Here is a 16,373-nt window from a genome sequence, read left to right as displayed (position 1 = left end):
AGAACGTGAGTGCACCACAGGCCGACGGCGAACCCTCGGCCGCTGCTTGGGCCAGGCTCAGAAATCCGTCGGCGCCCCGCCCTCGCCCTTGCGCCGCGCGACGAACTCCGCCAGCTCCTCCCGAGTGCCCGAGTCCATGGGCGGCTCCTCGAACTCGGCGATGATCTCCTTGTAGAGCCGATGGGCGCGCTCCTGCGTCCAAACGCTGCCCGCCACCTCCCAGGCTTCATAGTTGCGCCAGTCCGACACGAAGGGCTGGTAGAAGGCCGTCGCGTAGCGGTCCTGCGTGTGCTGGATGCCGAAGTAATGGCCCTTGGACCCGACCTCGCGGATCGCGTCGAGCGCGATCTCGTCAGGCCCGGTCGCCCAGACCTCGGGCTCCATGTACCGCTGGATCATCTGCAGGACCTCGCAGTCCATCACGAACTTCTCGGGCGAGGCGATCAGGCCCCCCTCCAGCCAGCCGGCCGCGTGGTAGACGATGTTCGTGCGCGACTGGACCGCCGACCAGAGCGAGTTGCAGGTCTCCCACATCGCCTGCCCGTCCGGGACGTTCGCCGCGCAGGTGCCCGAGGCCCGCATCGGCAGCCCGTAGAACCGCGCCAACTGCCCGGTCATCTGCGTGGCGCGCATGTATTCCGGCGTCCCGAAGGCGGGCGCGCCGCTCTTCATGTCGACGTTCGAGGTGAAGGTGCCGATCACGCAAGGGCAGCCGGGCGCGACCCACTGGAACAGCGCGATGGCCGACAGCGCCTCGGCGATGCTCAGCGCGACAGCCCCCGCCATGGTCACCGGCGCCATGGCTCCGGCCAGCGTGAAGGGCGTCACGATCACCGCCTGCCCCCGCCGGATCATCCGAAGGCAGCCGTCGATCATCGGCTGGTCGTGCTTGAGCGGCGAGGTCGAGTTGATGTTGGTATACATCCGGGGCTTGGCGCGGAACTCCTCCTCCGACAGGCCGCCGGCGATCCGCACCATCTCCATCGCGTCCTCGACCCGCTCCTTCCCGAGCGAATAGGCGTGCGCGACCTTGTCGGTGATCGTCAGCTTGTCGAACAGCACGTCGAGATGCCGGACGCTCGGGTGGATATCGACGGGCTCGACCGGGTAGCCGCCCGCGAAGTGGATGCAGTTGAAGTGCTGCGTCAGCCGGAACAGGTTCGCGCAATGGGCGCGCGTCCCGGGCACCTTCCGCCCGGTCTCCAGATCCCAGTAGTTCGGCGGCGAGGACACGTTCCCGAACAGCAGGTGGCGGCCCCCGATGGGCAGCTCCCTCTCGGGGTTGCGCGGCGTGATGGTGAACTCCGAGGGCGCGCGCCGGACCATCTCTATCACCCAGTCCCGCCCCATGCGGACGTTGGTGCCCTCCACCTTGCACCCCGCCTGCCGGAACAGCCCGAGCGCCTCCTCGTTCAGGAACTCGATCCCGATCTCCTCGAGGATGCGCATGGCCCCGTCGTGGATCGCCTCCACCCCGGACTCGTCCAGAGGCTCGATGGGACGGTCGTGGTTGACGGGGATGCGCCAGGGCATCTGCTCCATGACATGCCCGCCCCGCCGCGCGGCATTCCCGGCCCGCCCTCCGGCGCGACGCTTGCGGGCGGGGGCGGCGGCATCGAGCAGGTCGTCGGCCATGTGAGGTCTCCCTTGGTCTCGGTCGCGAGACTGACACCCCGGCGTCCGGCGGTCGGACCCCGATGCGACAAGGAAGGTCGCTTTCCTGTCATCGTGGCGACACGCGGCCCTGCCATCCTCGGTGCATGGAAGACCAGTCCGCCGACGGTTCTTGGCTCCTGAGCCGGCAAACCCTCAACCCGGTCGAACGGGCGCTCTTCGGCCTTTTCGCGCCGGTCCCGCTCATGGCGGTCCGGGAGCTGGCGATCGAGCCCTGGCCCGCGATCCTGAGCGTCGCGGGGCTGCTCATCCTCGGCCCCATCGTGCTTGGGGCCGCCACGATCAGCGTCCTCCTCGCCGCCGCCGCCCTCCTCGGGCCCGAGCGCGAGATCCGCGTCGACCCCATGGCCCGCCTGGTGATCGACACCGGCCGCGCCCGCTGGCTTGGCCGCTGGGGCCGTCGCATCCCCTTCGAGGACATCGAGGAGGTCGCGCTCCGCAAGGACTACGACACCGACGGCGGCGACCGGCTCCAGCTCGTCCTCGTGCTGCGCGGCCGGACGCTCCCCCTCGTGCTGCTCGACCGCCCCAGGCCCCGGCGCGCGGAGCTCGAGGTCCTCGCCGCCCGCCTCCGCGCCGCCCTTCAGCCCTGAGCCGCGATCCAGTCCGGCAACTCCGCGATGGACCCCAGCACCACGTCGGCCGCCGGCTCCAGCGTCGCGCGCCCCGCGACGCCGGTCAGCACGCCGACCCCGACCATCCCCGCCGTCCGCGCGGCGGCGAGGTCGTGCAGGCTGTCCCCCACCATGGCGCAGGCCCCGGGCCGAAGCCCCGCCGCCTCCGCGAAGGCCAGGAGCTGACCCGGTCCCGGCTTGCCGCCGTGGCCGCTGTCGTAGCCCGCGATGAAGCCGAACATCTCCTCGACCCCGGCCGCCTGCAAATGCGCGCGAGCCGGCGCCTCGGTGTCGTTGGTCGCGATCCCGAGCGAGATCCCCATCCCCGCAAGCCGCTCCAGCGCCTCGCGAAGCCGGGGCACCTCGACCTGCGGCGCCTCGGCCGCCCGCGCGTTCATCCGGGCAATGAGCGCGTCCTTGTCCAGCTCTGGCAGCACGTCGAGGATGCGCTCGGCCACGGTTTCCACGGTCGAGGCGATGACCACGCTGTCCGGCCGGAATCGCCCCGTCCCCATGTCGTATCCCAACGAGTCGGCCAGGCGCGCGACCATCGCCGGATCGCCCCCCGACTCGGCCAGGATCATCTCGCGGCTCCAGGCCCCCCAGGTCGCCTGGAAGTCGAAGAGCGTGCCGTCCTTGTCGAACACGATACCTTTGATGAGCGTCATCCCGCCGATCCCTGCCTCAGTTTCGGACCCTGTCTTAAAGTTAGGGCCACTCGCCCCGCTGCTGGCCCGGAAGCGCCATGAGCGCCTTCATCGGCGCGTCGTAGGGCAGCCCGTGCTCGTCGCAGAAGCGCTGGATCCAGCGGTCCTCCATGCAAAGGAACTCGAGTATTCCTGCAAGGAAAGCAGGGTCTTGCGCTCGCTCCTTGGCGTCCCCCAAGCTCATTCCCGTGGCGCCCGCCAGTTGCGGCAGGAGTTCTTCGTCGGCGGCGATCCAGGCCAGGGCCTGGAGCGCTATGGTTTCTGCACGGTCAAGGTTCATGAATGGGCTCACCCGGCTGGAAAGGATTTCTTAACCTTTTTGTCGGAACCTAGTCGAAAGGGACAGGGGCGATGGCCGACAAAGGATGGAAGAGATGGGTCGCCACGTCGTGATCGTCGATAGGGAGCCGTCCCGAAGGGACGCCCTCAGGGCCGCGCTGGCCCTCGCCCCTGGGGAGGTGAGGGAGATGGACGACCCCGCCCGTCTCCCCGCCCGGGCTGGCGACGAGGGGCTGGGCCTCGCGTTGCTCGACCTCGGAGGGCCCGAGGAGGAGGCGCTCGATGCCCTTCGCCGGATGCGCGCGCGTCCGGGCCTCCCGTCCCTGCCGGTCATCGCCCTGGTGCCGGTCGATCGGCCGGACCTGCGCCTCGCCGCGCTCCGCGCCGGGGCGGAGGAGGCGACCGACCGCGACACCGCTCCCCGGGTGCTCCAGGCCCGGCTCCGCAGCCTCCTGCGCCACCGCGAGGCCCTCCACGACTCGCCCGCCGAGGTCGCCATACCGCTCAGTCACGGCCTGGCCGAAGGGGCGACGCCGTTCGTCTCCGCTCCCTCGTCCCGCCGGGGGGACGGGCAGCGCCTCCGCCTGGCTCTGCTGTCGCCCGCTCCCGCGGCGGGCCCCTCGCCGGTCGACGACCTCGCCCTGCGCCTCGGCGCCGAGGCGATCCCCCTCCGGAACGAGGGCGTCCCGTCCGTCGCCGCCCCGCGCGCCCCGGACCTCGTGGTGGTCGACGGGCTGGGCCTCGCGGGGGACCTCGCCCAGGGCGCGGCCCTCCTCGCCTCCATCGCCGACCTGCGGGGCCGCCCGGCCACCCGCGACGCGGCGACCCTCGTCCTCCTGCCCGCCTGCGCGGTGGAGACGGCGGCCCTCGCGCTCGATCTCGGGGCCGGCGACGTGGCCGTCGGGCCCGTGGGGCCGGAGGAGATCGCCCTGCGAGCCCGGGCCCTCCTCGGCCGCCGGGCCCAGGCCGAACGCCAGCGGGACCAGATCCGCTCGCAGCTTCGCGCCGCCCTGACCGACCCGCTGACGGGGCTGCACAACCTGCACCACGCCGACCCCGAGCTCCGGCGCATGGCGGAGTCCACCCGCCGCGACGGCGGCCACCTGGCCGTGCTGATGCTCGACATCGACCACTTCAAGTCCTTCAACGACCGCTACGGCCATGCCACCGGCAACCGCGTCCTGATCGAGGTCGGGCGCCGCCTCCGCTCGGGCCTCCGCGCCGGCGACCTCCTGGCCCGCATCGGGGGGGAGGAGTTCCTCGCCGCTCTCCCCGGCGCCACGCTGGACGAGGCCTGCGCCACGGCCGAGCGCCTGCGCCGCGCCGTCGCCGACCGGCCCTTCGTCATCGACCTCGGCCACGCCGCGCCTGCCTTCTGCGTCGCGCCCCAGAGCTTCGCCGCCCTCGCGTCCGAGCCTTCGGAGCCGAAGCCGCTCCGCGTCCGGGTCACGCTATCCATCGGCGTGGCCGCCGCCGCCGCCGAGGATCTCCGCGCCGGCCTGACGCCCGACGACCTCCTGGCCCGCGCCGACGGCGCCCTCTACGCCGCCAAGGCCTCCGGACGCGACGCCGTCATGGCCGCGCCCGCCTGGCCGCAGGCCGCCCGGGCGCCACTCGGGGATCGGGTGGCGCCGCCCTCTCCCGGGCAGGCCTGACGCCCGGCCCGCCTGGGTCCCGTCGCCAGGACTCGGCGGCCCGGCACCTGGGATCGCGCCCTCGACTCGGTGCCGCCTCGGCGCTCGGAAGGTCGTCGGGACCTCCGCTCCGTCACGGCGCGATCCGATCCAGAGATCGTTGCCCGGCAGGGACCCGAGCGGGCCGGGACCGCGTTATCCGCATGACACCTCGTCCCGCCGACAACATTCCGGGCGCCCCACTCCGGGCGTCCCCGACCGAACCGGGTTGCCCATGGAGCACGCGCCCTCCGCCTACCCCGCCTACGCCCGATCCGAGCGCATCGCCGACGGCGTCGTCCACGCGATCGGCGTCACTTTCGCCTTGGCCGGGGCCACGATCCTGACCACCTTCGCCATGCTGCACGCCGACAGCGGCCGGGCCCTCGCGGTGGCGGTCTACGGCCTCGCGCTCATGGGCACCTTCGTGGCTTCGGCCTGCTACCACATGACCCCGTGGGAGCACGTCCGCCCCACGCTCCGGCGCATCGACCATGCGGCGATCTACCTCAAGATCGCGGGCACCTGCACGCCGCTCGCCGTCCTGGTGAACGGCGCCTTCGCCTGGGCGGTGCTGGCGCTGATCTGGGCGCTGGCGCTCCTCGGGGCGGCCTCGCGGATGTTCTTCTGGCGAGAGCCCGGCCGGCGCGGCCTCGCGCTCTACCTGGGCCTGGGCTGGCTCGGCGTCCTGCTCCTCTGGCCGCTCGCCGCCGCGCTGCCGCCGCCCGCGCTGCTGCTGACGCTGGTGGGGGGCGGGCTCTACACGCTGGGCGTCGTGTTCTTCGCCTGGGAGAGCCTCAAATTCTCCAACGCCATCTGGCACGCCTTCGTGCTCGCCGCCTCCGGCTGCTTCTTCGCGGCCATCGCGCTCGGCACCTTCACCGCCTGAACGGCCCAAGGCCGAGCTCGGCCGCCGCCGACTGCACCGTGGCGATCCGCTCCCCATTGGACGGATGCGTCCCCATCAAGCGGTTGCCCGGATCGGGCAGGCGGAGGAAGAACTCGGCCCCGTGCAGCGGATCGAACCCCGCCTCCGCCGCCACCCGGGTCCCGAACCGGTCGGCCTCCAGCTCGAACTCCTTGGAGTAGCTCCGCGCGCCCACCTGCGCGCCCAGCAGCTCCGCCTCGCGGATCTGGTCGGGCGTCGCCCCCGCCGTCTCCCGCGCGATCCGCCCGAAGGCCGCCGCGCCTTCCGAGGCGTTCCGGTCCATGCGCTCGAGGTGCCCCAGGATGTGATGCGAGGCCTCGTGCGACATGACGAAGGCCAGCTCGTCCCCGTTGCGGACTATGGCGATCAGGGCGGCCGTGAAGGCCAGCACCGGCCGCCCCGACGAATCCAGCGTCTGATAGGCGTTGGGCGGCATGGTGGGCCGGTCGTCCACAACGATGCGGAAGTCGCAGTTGGCGCCGGGGTTCATCCTCAGGCACTCCACCTCGGCCACGGGCTCGACCCGCCGCGCCACCTCGACGAAGCTCATCGCCTGCGCCTCCGGCGTCCTTCCCGGAGGAATCACGGGGTCCGGGCGCGCGCAGGCGGCAAGGGTCAGGCTGACCGCCAGGGCGGCAAGGGGGCGCAGGCTCATCGGAACCGAGGAAGCTGGAGGAACGACGCAGCCCTTAACCTACGCGAAGCCGCCGGGCCGCTGCCAGTCGGAACACGGATCGTTCACGAGATCGGCATCGCGCTGCCCAAGGTGCGGTTGCCCCCGCCGCGCCGCCGCCCTACCCTCCGCCTCATGCTCACCATCGAACATGATTTCGACGCCACCGTCGTCACCCTCGTGGACGACGGCCCCGCCCCGCTTCAGGAGGACGTGACGATCTGCCTCTTCGAGGAATGCGTCACCGTGGAGCAATACGACGAACGCCGGGACGAGGTGGTCAAGGTCACCCTCTCCATGGCCCAGATCCGCGACCTCCGCGCCGCGCTGAACCTGCCCGAGGGGGTCTACAAGGTCCGCGTCAAGGAGTAGCGCGGGCCTCCGCCCCCACGATCTCCCCCGCCCGCCAGCCGACCATGATGCTCGGCGCGTTGGTGTTCCCGCCGGGCAGCGTCGGGAACACGCTCGCGTCCGCGACCCGCAGCCCGTCGACCCCGTGAACCCGCAGCCGCGCGTCCACCACGCTCGTGGCCGCCTCCGGCCCCATCCGCGCCGTGCAGGAGGGGTGGTAGACCGTCCCCGACCGCGCCCGCAGGTCGTCGATCAGCGCCTCGTCGGTCCGCACCCCCTCGCCCGGCCGCAGCTCCTCGGCCGCGACCTCCGCGAAGGGCGCCTGCGCCGCGATCCGCCGCAGCATCTTCACCGCCGCCAGCATCTCCCGCACGTCCGCCTCGGTGCCATAGGCATTCGCCACGATGCGCGGCGGCGCGAAGGGGTCGGGAGAGCGGAGCGTGATCTCCCCGGCTCGTCGGCCGACAGTTCGAGAGGCCCAGCGACATCCCCGGCCAGGGGTCGGGCGAGAGCACCGGCCGCTCGCCTTCCCTCGGGATCAGCGTCGAGAAGGCCTGCATGTAGAGCTGCATGTTGGGCCGGCTCAGCCCCCGGTCCGTCCGGAAGAACCCGCCCCCGTGGTTGATCGACATCCCCAGCGGCCCGCGCCCCGTGGTGATCCACTTCGCCCCGACCCAGGCCTTGCCCCACCAGGGCCGCAGGATGTCGTTGTAGGTCCTTTGCTTCATCCGCCAGGTGTAGTTGATCCCCTGGTGGTCGCTCAGGTGCCGGCCCACGTTCGGGTTCGCCGTCACCACCGGCAGTCCCATCCCCCGCAGCGCGTTCCCGTCGCCGATCCCGGACAGCATCAGTAGCTGCGGCGTCCCCACCGCCCCCGCCGACAGCACCACCTCGCGCCGTGCCCTCAGGCTCATGGTCCGCCCGCCGCGCACGAGCTCCACGCCCACCGCGCGTCGCCCTTCGAAGAGGACGCGCGTCGCATGGGCGCCGGTCATCAGGGCGACGTTGCCTCGCCTCTGCGCCGGCCGCAGGAAAGCCCGCGCCGCGCTCATCCGCCGCCCGCCCTTGATCGTCATCTGGTAGAGCCCGGCACCCTCCATGCGGGCCCCGTTGAAGTCCGGGTTGAAGGGCAGCCCCGCCAGCTCGCAGGCCGCGAGCGCCCGGTGGATCAGCGGATGCACGTCCCGGTTCCCCGCCCCGACATGGAGCGGCCCGCCCGTCCCCCGCCACTCGTCCGCGCCGGCCTCGTTGTCCTCCAGCGCCTTGAAGGCCGGCAGCACGTCCGCCCACCCCCATCCGGGGTTCCCGGCCGCCTTCCAGTCCTCGTAGTCGGCGCGATGCCCGCGGATCCACACCATCGCGTTGATCGAGGATGACCCGCCGACGATCTTTCCCCGCGGCCAGTGGTCCGCGACGCCGTTCAGCCCCGGGTCGGGCTCGGTCCGGTAGCACCAGTTGACCGAGGGGTCGTGGAACAGCTTCCCGTAGCCCAGCGGCATATGGACGAAGAGGCGCCGGTCGTGCCCCCCGGCCTCGACGACGAGGACCCGACAGGCCGGGTCCTCCGAAAGCCGATAGGCCAGCGCGCAGCCCGCCGATCCCGCCCCGACGATGATGAAGTCGAACTCCCCGTCCATGGCGCGTGCATAGCGGGACGCGCCGCGCCCCGGCGCGACGGGAACGACGCCCGGTGTCGCTCCGGCACCGCCCCACGAAAGGTCGAGGGACGACGCCGCGCGGCGATCTCATCCCCGCCTTGCGGCGGGTCGGACGCCCCCGAGGTGCCACGTCTGGTGGCGGATGCCTCCTTGGGCGCAACCCGTGCTTGCAGCTATGCAGAACTCGGGAAAAATGCTATAAGCAACACGCCACTGGCAATCCGGTGAGGCCGCGCCATGAAGCTCGTGCTCCCGACGCTCATCCTGGCCCTTGCCGCCATGCTCGGCCCGCCGGCCTGCGCCCAGATGAGGGATGTCACCATCAGGGTCGCGGACATCAAGCCCGCGATCGAGGATCAGGTCAGGGTCGTCTTCTGGTTCCCCATCGGCGGAGAAGTGGAAGCCGGGAACATAGCCAGCGACACCCTGGACGTGAGCGCGGCACGTCGCGGCGCCCTGACGTTCGAGTTCAGCGACGAGTTCGACGCCATCAAGGAAGCCGACGCGGTGCAGCAAGGCTTCGTTCAGGTCATCGCGCTCAGGAACCAGGTTCCCGTCCGGGCCAGCGGGCTGATCCTGGTCCCCCTGTCGGATCCCGTTCACAACGGGGCCCTCACCCTGACGCCGATCCTGAGGGACAGCGTGATCGACGGTCTCGAGGAGACGTTCGGAAACGGGGCCGCAATGCTCGGGCAGCAGTTCAACTACTCGCCGTTGCTGGTCGTCTCGGCGATCACCCTGCTGTTCGACGAGAAGTTGCTCTCCGACAAGGCGGGATACGAACTTCTCGGCGGCTTCCTCGAGAGCCACAAGGAGGCGATCCGAAACCTCGACGGGGAGAGCAGGGCGGCGCTCTTCGCCTATCTCGCGGGGCATTACTCCGGATTGAGCGGGGGAAGCCAGAATTTCCTGGATTACGCGGAGTTCTATATCCGGTTCTACAACCAGATGCTCGCGCTGGATGCCCCGAGGGCGCCGATCACGTCACGATCACCAGCCACAAGGTCCTGGACGCGATGGAAGCCGCCTATCGCGGCAATCCGATGGACCTCCGGCTGCCGATGCTCGAGACCCTCAACACCCTGAAGGAGCAGCGGCATTACCTCGATTGCATCAGCATGAGCTCGACCTATTTCGACTCGGTCGGCGATCTGGTCGCATCCGGCACCTACGACGTGACCAGGACCAGCTCCACCAACGTGAAGGAGATGCTCGATGTCGCCATGGTGGGCGTGAGCTGCGCGAAGATCTACGCGGGAGAGAGCGTAGCCGATCTGCCCATCGTCGAAGGCGGCGACCTCTCGGACAATCTCAGGCCGGCGACGACCTATTCCTCCTCGCCGAAACTGGTCCATTTCAACGACGCGCTCGTGAACTTCATGAAGAGCTTCCAGGTGGATCAGGATTGGGACAAGAAGAGCAACCTGACCTATCACGAGGTCATAGCCTACGCCAATCTCCTGGGGGCATTCAGGACATCCGGAAGATGATTTCTCGCAGCAGGGAGAACTGGAATGTACGACAAGTTCAAGCTGGCGACGCGGGTGGGGACCTTGATCCTCCTCTCCCACATCGTGGTGTCCATCTACCTCTGGTTCGTCGAGCTGCCCAATGCCGCGACGGTCAAGGAGATCACGTTTCCGGTCACCATCATCTATGCCCTGGGCTTCGTGAACTGGATGATCGCGAACCAGAAGAGGCTGGTGGGGGAGCCCGTGAACCAGGGCTATGTCAGCATGGTCACGATCGTGGCGATCGCGATGATCGTTCCCCACATCGCGCTTCCGCTGCTTTTCTATCCCATGCATCTCACGGTCGATCAGCTCAACGGCGGGTTCCTCTTCCTTGAATCGGCCTTCGGCGCGATGTTCGCCCTGGTCTTCAGCGACCTCTTCGAGAAGAAGACCGAGGCCAGCGCGGCAGCGACGGCCGGCGTCGCCACCCCGAACCCCGCCAATCCCTGAGGCGTCCCCCATCCGTCGCGGGATCGCCGGGGCACCCACGCGCGCCCCGGGTGCCGTCGGTCACCCCGGACTGCGCCTGCTCGTAGCCCGCCGGTTGCCGAGCGGTCCCCTCCCCGCCTGCGGCGGCCCCGTTGATCGTCGCCATGTCGGCCGCGACCATCGTGCCGCGTTCGCCCGCCTGATGGCCGCCCCACCGGCGAGCCCCTGGGCCAACCCCGATCGGCCGCGCCGTCGGCGAGCGGCCGAAAGCAAGGCGCGACCGACGTCCCACCCCTTTCACCCCGCCGCTCGGATCGCTACCTCGGTGGCACCGCCATCAAGGACGACCCATGACCATCGCCAACCGCGCCGCCCTCGAGTTCCTCCTCTCGCGCCGCTCCCGCCCCGCGCGCACGCTGGCCCTTCCCGTGCCCACGCAGGAGCAGGTGGGTGAGCTCCTCACCGCCGCCACCCGCGTCCCCGACCACGGCAAGCTGGAGCCCTGGCGCTTCCTCGTCCTCGCCCGCCCCGGCACCGACCGCCTCGCCCGGCTGGTCGAGGAGCGCGGCCAGGCCCTCGGCGTCGAGCCCGAGAGGATCGCGAAGTCCGCCTCGCAATACTCCATGGCCGACCTTGCCATCGTCGTCGTGCAGGTCCCGCGCCCGACCGAGAAGGTCCCCCTGATCGAGCAGACCTACTCGACCGGCGCCGTCCTGATGCAGCTCCTCAACGCCGCCACCGCCGCCGGCTGGGGTGCGAACCTGCTCACCGGCTGGCCCGTCTACGACGAGACCTTCCGGCAGGAGGGCCTGGGCCTCGCCCCCGGCGAGACCGTCGCCGGCATCGTGCACATCGGCACCCCCACCGCCGAGACGCCCGACCGACCCCGCCCGGACCTCTCGCGCCTCGTGACCTGGGTCACCGCGTGATCCGCGAGGCCGCCCTCGCGCTGGGGCAGATGGGCGACCCGCGCTTCCAGAGGGTGCTCTGGCGCGGCGTGGGCCTCGCGCTCCTCCTGCTGGCCGCCGCCTCGGCCGCGCTCCTCTGGCTCCTCGCCTGGGCGCTCCCCGACACGCTCACCCTAACTTTCGTCGGCCCCGTGACCTGGATCGACGACCTCACCGAATGGGCGGCCGTGCCGGTCCTACTGGTCCTGTCGGTGCTCCTCATGGTGCCCGTGGCCTCCGCCATGACCTCGCTCTTCCTCGACGAGGTCGCCGAGGCCGTGGAGGACCGGCACTACCCCGGCCTGCCGCATGTCCGCCCCCAGTCCTGGGGCGAGGCCCTCCGCGAATCCCTTGGCGCCTTCGGCGTCGTCCTCCTCGCCAACGCGGTCGCCCTCGTCGCCTACCTGCTGCTCGCGCCTCTCGCGCCGCTGATCTTCGTGGCGCTGAACGGCTTCCTGCTGGGCCGCGAATACTTCCTGGTCGCCGCCCTCCGCCGCGAGGGACCGGAGGGCGCGCGCCGGATGCTGCGGGCGAACCAGGGCCGGGTCTGGCTGGCGGGCTGCCTCATGGCGGCCCCTCTCGCGGTGCCGGTGCTGAACCTCCTGGTCCCGACGCTGGGCGCCGCGACCTTCACGCACCTCTACCACCGCCTGAAGGGGCGTCAGTCCGCCTGAAGCGGCGGCCGCATCCGCCCGAACCAGTCGAGGTCGCGCACCCCCCAGGGTCCCCAGACGATCACCGCGGCGACCCCGCACCAGAGCACCACCGCCACCGCCGTGGTGATGATCGCCTTGCGTCCGAGCTGCGCGTCATGCGGCGAGGAGGAATGCGTTCCCGGCACGACCTCGCCCACATCGCCTTGCGTCACCAGCCGCAACGGCAGGACGACGAAGAACACCATGAACCATATCATGGAGAACAGGACGATGGCGGCGGTGATGGTCATGGGCGGCTCCTCGCAGGCCCGCCTCGAATAGCCTGCCCCGCGCGGCGCTCCAAGGCGCCCGAACGCCGCAGAGTCAGACCTGCTCCAGCTCGATCAGGGTCCCGTTGAAGTCCTTGTGCAGGAACAGCACCGGCTTCCATGCGCGCCCACCTTCGGCTCCCCGCCCCCCAGCACCCGCGCCCCGCTCGCGGTCAGCCGGTCCCGCGCGGCGAGCAGGTCCTCGACCTCGTAGCAGACGTGGTGGATGCCGCCCGATGGGTTCTTGCCGAGGAACCCGGCCACCGGGCTCTCCCCCCCAAGCGCCTCCAGCAGCTCCACCTTGGTGTTGGGCAGCGTCACGAAGACCACCCGCACCCCATGCTCCGGCAGCTCCATCGGCGGCCCGACCTCGGCCCCCAGCGCGTCCCGATAGCGCGCGGCGGCCTCCGAAAGGTCGGGGACCACGATGGCCACATGGTTCAGGCGTCCGATCATGCCGGAGTTCTGCCGCCCCCATGCGGCGAACGCAAGCCGCTCAGGCCGGCGCCGGGTCCCGCGCCACGAGGATGCCCTCCGTCAGCGCCGCCAGCGCCACCCGCTGCCGCCCCTCCGCGTCGAAGTTCGACGGCGCGAGCCACGCCTCGAACGCCGCCCGCAGCCGGGGCCACTCCTTGTCGATGGCCGCGAACCAGGCCGTGTCGCGGTTGCGCCCCTTCACCACCGTCGCCTGCCGGAATACCCCCTCGTAGGACAGCCCCAGCCGCTGCGCCGCCCGGCGCGACGGCAGGTTCAGCGCGTCGCACTTCCACTCGTAGCGCCGGTAGCCCGCCTCGAAGGCCCATCGCATCATCAGGAACATCGCCTCCGTCGCCGCTGGTGTCCGCTGCAGCGCGGGCGCGAGGTTGATGTGCCCCACCTCGATAGACCCCGCCTCCGGGCCGATCCGCAGGTAGCTCGCCACGCCCGCCGCCCGGCCGGTGCGGAGGTCCCGGATCGCGTAGAAGAACGGGTCCTCCTGCGGCGCCATCCTCCCGGCCCAGGCGGACCACTCGGCCTCCGAACGGAACGGCCCATAGGGCAGGTAGTCCCAGATCGCGTCCGAGCCGAGGTTCGCCGCGTGGACCTCCCCCGCGTGCCGCGCGGGGTCGAGCCGCTCCAGCCGCGCCCAGCGCCCCTCCATCGCCTCCGGCCCCGGCCGCGCCGGCGGCGTCCAGCCCGTCACCGGCTCCCCGAATCGCTTCTCCGTCATCCCGTCCCCCATGCCTCGCGCGGCGCAGCCTATTGGCCACACCCGCAAGCGCAATCTCCCAGGGGACGCAACGCCCGTTCGTGTAACGGATCGTTAACCTCCGAGTCGCATCCTGGCCCCGAAAGGAGTCCCCGATGCCCGCCCTACAGCACCAGCCCCGGATCGCTCCCGAGGTCGAGCCTCGGGAACACCGCCCCGTCCAGAACGTCCCTGCCGAGCCCGAAGAGCCCCCGCATGACCCAGGCCGCGTGCGCCCGCACGTCCCTCGTGGGCATGAGGTCGCGCCCCGCATAGAGGTCGCCGTCGCCCAGCCCCGGCCAGTCGCCCACGACCCGTCCGCCGCGCAGCGCACCCCCGGCGAAGAGCATCGCGCCCCCCGTCCCATGGTCGGTCCCCTTGGACCCGTTCTCGCGCGCCGTGCGCCCGAACTCGGTCATGCAGAGCACCGCCGTATGCCCCCACACCGGCCCGAGGTCCTCCCGCAGCGCCTGGATGGTCTCGACCAGGGTCCTCAGCGCCCGGGCCAGCGTCCGCCTCTGGTCGCCGTGCGTGTCCCAGCCCCCGAGCGAGAAGCTGGCGATCCGCGTCTCGCCCCGAAGCCGCGCCGCCGCGAACTGCGCGAGCTGGACGTGCCCCGCCAGCTCGCCGCCCCCCGACTGGCCCTCGCGGTGCAGCTCGTCCACGATTCCCAGCGCCTCCGCCGAGGCCGCCCGGAACAGCGGGTCGTCGTGATAGAGCACCTCCAGCAGCCGCCGCGCCTGGGGCGACAGCTCCAGCCGCGCGTCGGGCGACCAACTGCTGACCGGCGCCGCCCCCACGAGGATCTTCAGCTCCTCCCGCCCGATGGCATAGGCCGTCTGCGCCTCGATGCCCGGCACCGCCTGCAGCATCCGGTTCAGCCAGCCGTCCTTGGCCCCCGCCAGCCCCTCCTCGCCGGTCCCGGCCTCGAGGATGTCCTGCCCGTCGAAGTGGCTCCGCCGGTCGCGGTAGGGCGTGGAGACGGCATGGACCGCCCCCATCTCTCCCGCCTCCCAGAGCGGCAGCAGGGGCTCCAGCGCCGGATGCAGCTCCCACCACCCGTCGAGCGGCAGCCCCCCCTGCGCCAGCGTGGGCCGCATCGCGCGATAGGCCGGGTCGCCCACCGGCCGCACTACGTCGAGCCCGTCCATCGCCCCGCGCAGGATCAGCACCACGAGCCGCTGCTCCCAGGGCGCGCTGGCGAAGACGACCGGCGTCATCAAGGGAGAGGCGGCGGCCGAGCAGCCCACCGCGAGGCCTCCCAGAAAGCGCCGCCGGTCAAGCAGGATCGCCATGCGTCACCTCCTCTGGAACTCGGCCGAGGCCAGCACGAGGCCCACGCCCTCGTCCCGCCGCTCCGCCGCATGGGCCGCGACCGAGACCTCGCGCGGCAGATCGGGCCCCAGCGCCGCCTCGACGAAAGCGCGGGGGTCGGGAAGCTCGGCCAGGATGCGCTCGGGCACCGTCATGGCCCAGTCGATCCGGGCCGCGAGGCCCTGCGGCGTGATCCAGGCCTCGGCCTCCTCCGGCCAGCCGTTGGGTCCCGGAGGCTGCTGCCAGGCCTGCCCCATCTCGGCCAGGGGCGTCTGGAACAGCTCGTCGGTCTGACCCTCGTCCCGCCCGAGGAGCCACGCCCCTTCGACGCCCAGCGCCCGCAGGGAGGCGGCGAGGAACTCGATCGGCTGCCGGACCTTCCGCTTCTCGGGCGCCCAGGCGGCCGGATGCGCCAGCATGGCCTGCACCACCGCTCCGATACGCCCGCCCGTCTCCCCGTAGGCCCGCCGCATCGCCTCCACGAGGTCCGGGTCGGGCTCGTCGGCCACGAAATGCACGGCGAGCTTGCGCGCGATGTGCCCCGCCGTCGCCGGATGCAGGGCCAGGTCGTCCAGCGCCGCGCGGATCGTGCCCAGGTCCGCCTCCGCGGAGTAGGTCCGGCCCAGCACGGTCTCCCGCCCCGGCTCGGCCCAGGCCGGTCGATAGGCCATGCTCACGCCGTTGACGGTCAGCCCGGTCAGCAGCTCCGCCAGTTGCCGCACGTCCCGCTGCCGATAGGGCGCATCGACCCCCAGCGTGTGCAGCTCCATGAGCTCGCGCGCGAGATTCTCGTTGAGCCCGCGCCCCCGGGCCTGGCCGCCACGGCTCCCCGGCCCGACCGACCTGTCCTGATCCAGGTACTTCAGCATCATCGGATGCGTCGTCACCGCAAAGAGCAGGTCGCCGAAGCGCCCCGCCACGCGGGGCCGGATCGCCTCCTCCACATAGGGCGTGATGTAGCGGTCCCAGGCGCCGCTCTTGCCCCGCACCGTGAAGTGGTCCGCCCAGAACAGCACGAGCCTTTCGCGCAGCCCGTCCTCGGCGCAGGCCAGCCGCGCCAGGGTGGCGCGGAACTCGGCGGATCGCTCGGCATGGGCCTCCCGGCGCAGCGAGGCGAGCCGCTCCTGCACCTCGACCGGCGCCTCGCCTCCGCCCTTTCTGGCCTCGTTCACGGCGCGGCCCGTCGCCAGGAACTCCTCGAAGCGGGGGCGGAGGGAGTCGTAGGTGGGAATCGGCCAGGCAGCGGCGGCCTCGTCCGGCCCCCTCAGCCGCTCGAGCATGGCCCGGGCGCTCCCCGGCGGCGCGACCCGGGGCGACAGCCCGGTGCCGAAGCGGATCGCGGCGAGGATCGGGTCGAAGGGCAAGGGTGGCTCCGTCGCGGGGACCCCCCTGATATAGGCGATCCCGGCGACGGCGGCGA

At 71.6% G+C, this 16,373-nt stretch carries 18 protein-coding genes and 2 pseudogenes; 9 read left to right on the top strand and 11 right to left on the bottom strand.

Annotated elements, in window-relative coordinates; genetic code table 11:
• Window positions 1-57 precede the first annotated feature (57 nt).
• On the bottom strand, window positions 58-1,635 hold the full coding sequence (locus tag RUMESO_RS16675; RefSeq protein WP_037281696.1) for a trimethylamine methyltransferase family protein: 1,578 nt from the start codon (window positions 1,633-1,635) through the stop codon (window positions 58-60).
• A 125-nt stretch (window positions 1,636-1,760) separates the two neighbouring features.
• On the opposite strand from RUMESO_RS16675, the gene RUMESO_RS16670 reads away from it, so the two are divergent.
• Window positions 1,761-2,267 (top strand): hypothetical protein, encoded by a 507-nt coding sequence (locus RUMESO_RS16670; RefSeq protein ID WP_037281695.1) that lies wholly within the window; start codon window positions 1,761-1,763, stop codon window positions 2,265-2,267.
• Here RUMESO_RS16670 and RUMESO_RS16665 read toward each other — a convergent pair.
• Together RUMESO_RS16665 and RUMESO_RS16660 are read right to left on the bottom strand one after the other, a co-directional pair.
• Window positions 2,258-2,956, bottom strand: coding sequence for an HAD family hydrolase (locus RUMESO_RS16665; protein WP_037281694.1), 699 nt, complete (start codon window positions 2,954-2,956; stop codon window positions 2,258-2,260). The two genes, RUMESO_RS16670 and RUMESO_RS16665, sit on opposite strands and share 10 nt — an antisense overlap.
• A gap of 40 nt (window positions 2,957-2,996) precedes the next feature.
• A complete protein-coding gene (locus RUMESO_RS16660; protein ID WP_037281693.1) occupies window positions 2,997-3,275 on the bottom strand; it encodes a DUF3572 domain-containing protein in 279 nt (92 codons plus the stop codon).
• Window positions 3,276-3,369: 94 nt separating this feature from the next.
• On the opposite strand from RUMESO_RS16660, the gene RUMESO_RS16655 reads away from it, so the two are divergent.
• Together RUMESO_RS16655 and trhA are read left to right on the top strand one after the other, a co-directional pair.
• On the top strand, window positions 3,370-4,929 hold the full coding sequence (locus RUMESO_RS16655; RefSeq protein ID WP_051521413.1) for a diguanylate cyclase: 1,560 nt from the start codon (window positions 3,370-3,372) through the stop codon (window positions 4,927-4,929).
• Between the two features lie 253 nt (window positions 4,930-5,182).
• Entirely contained in the window at window positions 5,183-5,836 is a 654-nt protein-coding gene (trhA, locus tag RUMESO_RS16650) for a PAQR family membrane homeostasis protein TrhA (RefSeq protein ID WP_037281691.1), read from the top strand.
• On the opposite strand, the gene RUMESO_RS16645 is transcribed toward trhA, so the two are convergent.
• Window positions 5,826-6,425: a M48 family metalloprotease gene (locus RUMESO_RS16645; protein ID WP_342670794.1), complete on the bottom strand. Its 600-nt coding sequence runs from the start codon at window positions 6,423-6,425 to the stop codon at window positions 5,826-5,828. The two genes, trhA and RUMESO_RS16645, sit on opposite strands and share 11 nt — an antisense overlap.
• 258 nt (window positions 6,426-6,683) lie before the next feature.
• Here RUMESO_RS16645 and RUMESO_RS16640 point away from each other — a divergent pair, with 258 nt between their 5' ends.
• A complete protein-coding gene (locus RUMESO_RS16640; RefSeq protein WP_037281689.1) occupies window positions 6,684-6,920 on the top strand; it encodes a hypothetical protein in 237 nt (78 codons plus the stop codon).
• On the opposite strand, the gene RUMESO_RS27370 is transcribed toward RUMESO_RS16640, so the two are convergent.
• Window positions 6,910-7,302 carry a GMC oxidoreductase gene (locus RUMESO_RS27370; protein ID WP_245639312.1) on the bottom strand — a complete coding sequence of 131 codons (393 nt, stop codon included), beginning with the start codon at window positions 7,300-7,302 and terminating at the stop codon, window positions 6,910-6,912. The genes RUMESO_RS16640 and RUMESO_RS27370 overlap by 11 nt on opposite strands.
• A gap of 409 nt (window positions 7,303-7,711) precedes the next feature.
• Window positions 7,712-8,536 (bottom strand): annotated as a pseudogene (locus RUMESO_RS27365) (GMC family oxidoreductase); the annotation flags it as partial.
• Between the two features lie 258 nt (window positions 8,537-8,794).
• Between RUMESO_RS27365 and RUMESO_RS16630 the strand changes: the two are divergent.
• From RUMESO_RS16630 to RUMESO_RS16610, 5 genes are all read left to right on the top strand, one after another.
• Window positions 8,795-9,643, top strand: a complete 849-nt coding sequence (locus RUMESO_RS16630; RefSeq protein ID WP_037281688.1) for a hypothetical protein — start codon at window positions 8,795-8,797, stop codon at window positions 9,641-9,643.
• Window positions 9,574-10,047, top strand: coding sequence for a hypothetical protein (locus RUMESO_RS16625; RefSeq protein WP_156362991.1), 474 nt, complete (start codon window positions 9,574-9,576; stop codon window positions 10,045-10,047). Before RUMESO_RS16630 ends, RUMESO_RS16625 begins: the two co-directional genes overlap by 70 nt.
• A gap of 24 nt (window positions 10,048-10,071) precedes the next feature.
• Window positions 10,072-10,521 (top strand): hypothetical protein, encoded by a 450-nt coding sequence (locus RUMESO_RS16620; RefSeq protein ID WP_037281686.1) that lies wholly within the window; start codon window positions 10,072-10,074, stop codon window positions 10,519-10,521.
• A gap of 329 nt (window positions 10,522-10,850) precedes the next feature.
• Entirely contained in the window at window positions 10,851-11,429 is a 579-nt protein-coding gene (locus RUMESO_RS16615; protein WP_037281685.1) for a nitroreductase family protein, read from the top strand.
• Complete coding sequence (locus RUMESO_RS16610; RefSeq protein WP_342670793.1) at window positions 11,426-12,121, top strand: EI24 domain-containing protein; 696 nt, start codon at window positions 11,426-11,428, stop codon at window positions 12,119-12,121. The genes RUMESO_RS16615 and RUMESO_RS16610 overlap by 4 nt, the downstream gene beginning before the upstream one ends.
• Here the strand turns inward: RUMESO_RS16610 and RUMESO_RS16605 are convergent.
• From RUMESO_RS16605 to RUMESO_RS16585, 5 genes and pseudogenes are all read right to left on the bottom strand, one after another.
• Window positions 12,109-12,393 (bottom strand): DUF1467 family protein, encoded by a 285-nt coding sequence (locus RUMESO_RS16605; protein WP_037281683.1) that lies wholly within the window; start codon window positions 12,391-12,393, stop codon window positions 12,109-12,111. The genes RUMESO_RS16610 and RUMESO_RS16605 overlap by 13 nt on opposite strands.
• A 73-nt stretch (window positions 12,394-12,466) precedes the next feature.
• A pseudogene (gene mce, locus RUMESO_RS16600) lies at window positions 12,467-12,867 on the bottom strand (methylmalonyl-CoA epimerase).
• A gap of 40 nt (window positions 12,868-12,907) precedes the next feature.
• Entirely contained in the window at window positions 12,908-13,621 is a 714-nt protein-coding gene (locus RUMESO_RS16595) for a GNAT family N-acetyltransferase (protein WP_037281682.1), read from the bottom strand.
• A gap of 143 nt (window positions 13,622-13,764) precedes the next feature.
• Window positions 13,765-14,934 (bottom strand): DUF1501 domain-containing protein, encoded by a 1,170-nt coding sequence (locus RUMESO_RS16590; RefSeq protein ID WP_037281680.1) that lies wholly within the window; start codon window positions 14,932-14,934, stop codon window positions 13,765-13,767.
• 3 nt (window positions 14,935-14,937) lie between these two features.
• Window positions 14,938-16,317 (bottom strand): DUF1800 domain-containing protein, encoded by a 1,380-nt coding sequence (locus tag RUMESO_RS16585; protein WP_037281679.1) that lies wholly within the window; start codon window positions 16,315-16,317, stop codon window positions 14,938-14,940.
• Between the last annotated feature and the right edge of the window lie 56 nt (window positions 16,318-16,373).

This window comes from Rubellimicrobium mesophilum DSM 19309 (assembly GCF_000600335.2).
Taxonomy (GTDB): domain Bacteria; phylum Pseudomonadota; class Alphaproteobacteria; order Rhodobacterales; family Rhodobacteraceae; genus Rubellimicrobium; species Rubellimicrobium mesophilum.
Note: the sequence above shows the minus strand (reverse complement) of the source record. Positions and strands in the feature narration are given on the sequence as shown.

Coding starts and splice junctions, on each gene's coding strand:
- RUMESO_RS16625 (WP_156362991.1), top strand. CDS start 9,574: ATGGAAGCCGCCTATCGCGGCAATCCGATGGACCTCCGGCTGCCGATG.
- RUMESO_RS16605 (WP_037281683.1), bottom strand. CDS start 12,393: ATGACCATCACCGCCGCCATCGTCCTGTTCTCCATGATATGGTTCATG.
- RUMESO_RS16615 (WP_037281685.1), top strand. CDS start 10,851: ATGACCATCGCCAACCGCGCCGCCCTCGAGTTCCTCCTCTCGCGCCGC.
- RUMESO_RS16590 (WP_037281680.1), bottom strand. CDS start 14,934: ATGGCGATCCTGCTTGACCGGCGGCGCTTTCTGGGAGGCCTCGCGGTG.
- RUMESO_RS16640 (WP_037281689.1), top strand. CDS start 6,684: ATGCTCACCATCGAACATGATTTCGACGCCACCGTCGTCACCCTCGTG.
- RUMESO_RS16670 (WP_037281695.1), top strand. CDS start 1,761: ATGGAAGACCAGTCCGCCGACGGTTCTTGGCTCCTGAGCCGGCAAACC.
- RUMESO_RS16630 (WP_037281688.1), top strand. CDS start 8,795: ATGAAGCTCGTGCTCCCGACGCTCATCCTGGCCCTTGCCGCCATGCTC.
- RUMESO_RS16595 (WP_037281682.1), bottom strand. CDS start 13,621: ATGACGGAGAAGCGATTCGGGGAGCCGGTGACGGGCTGGACGCCGCCG.
- RUMESO_RS16665 (WP_037281694.1), bottom strand. CDS start 2,956: ATGACGCTCATCAAAGGTATCGTGTTCGACAAGGACGGCACGCTCTTC.
- RUMESO_RS16645 (WP_342670794.1), bottom strand. CDS start 6,425: ATGAGCTTCGTCGAGGTGGCGCGGCGGGTCGAGCCCGTGGCCGAGGTG.
- RUMESO_RS16620 (WP_037281686.1), top strand. CDS start 10,072: ATGTACGACAAGTTCAAGCTGGCGACGCGGGTGGGGACCTTGATCCTC.
- RUMESO_RS16675 (WP_037281696.1), bottom strand. CDS start 1,635: ATGGCCGACGACCTGCTCGATGCCGCCGCCCCCGCCCGCAAGCGTCGC.
- RUMESO_RS16655 (WP_051521413.1), top strand. CDS start 3,370: ATGGGTCGCCACGTCGTGATCGTCGATAGGGAGCCGTCCCGAAGGGAC.
- RUMESO_RS16660 (WP_037281693.1), bottom strand. CDS start 3,275: ATGAACCTTGACCGTGCAGAAACCATAGCGCTCCAGGCCCTGGCCTGG.
- trhA (WP_037281691.1), top strand. CDS start 5,183: ATGGAGCACGCGCCCTCCGCCTACCCCGCCTACGCCCGATCCGAGCGC.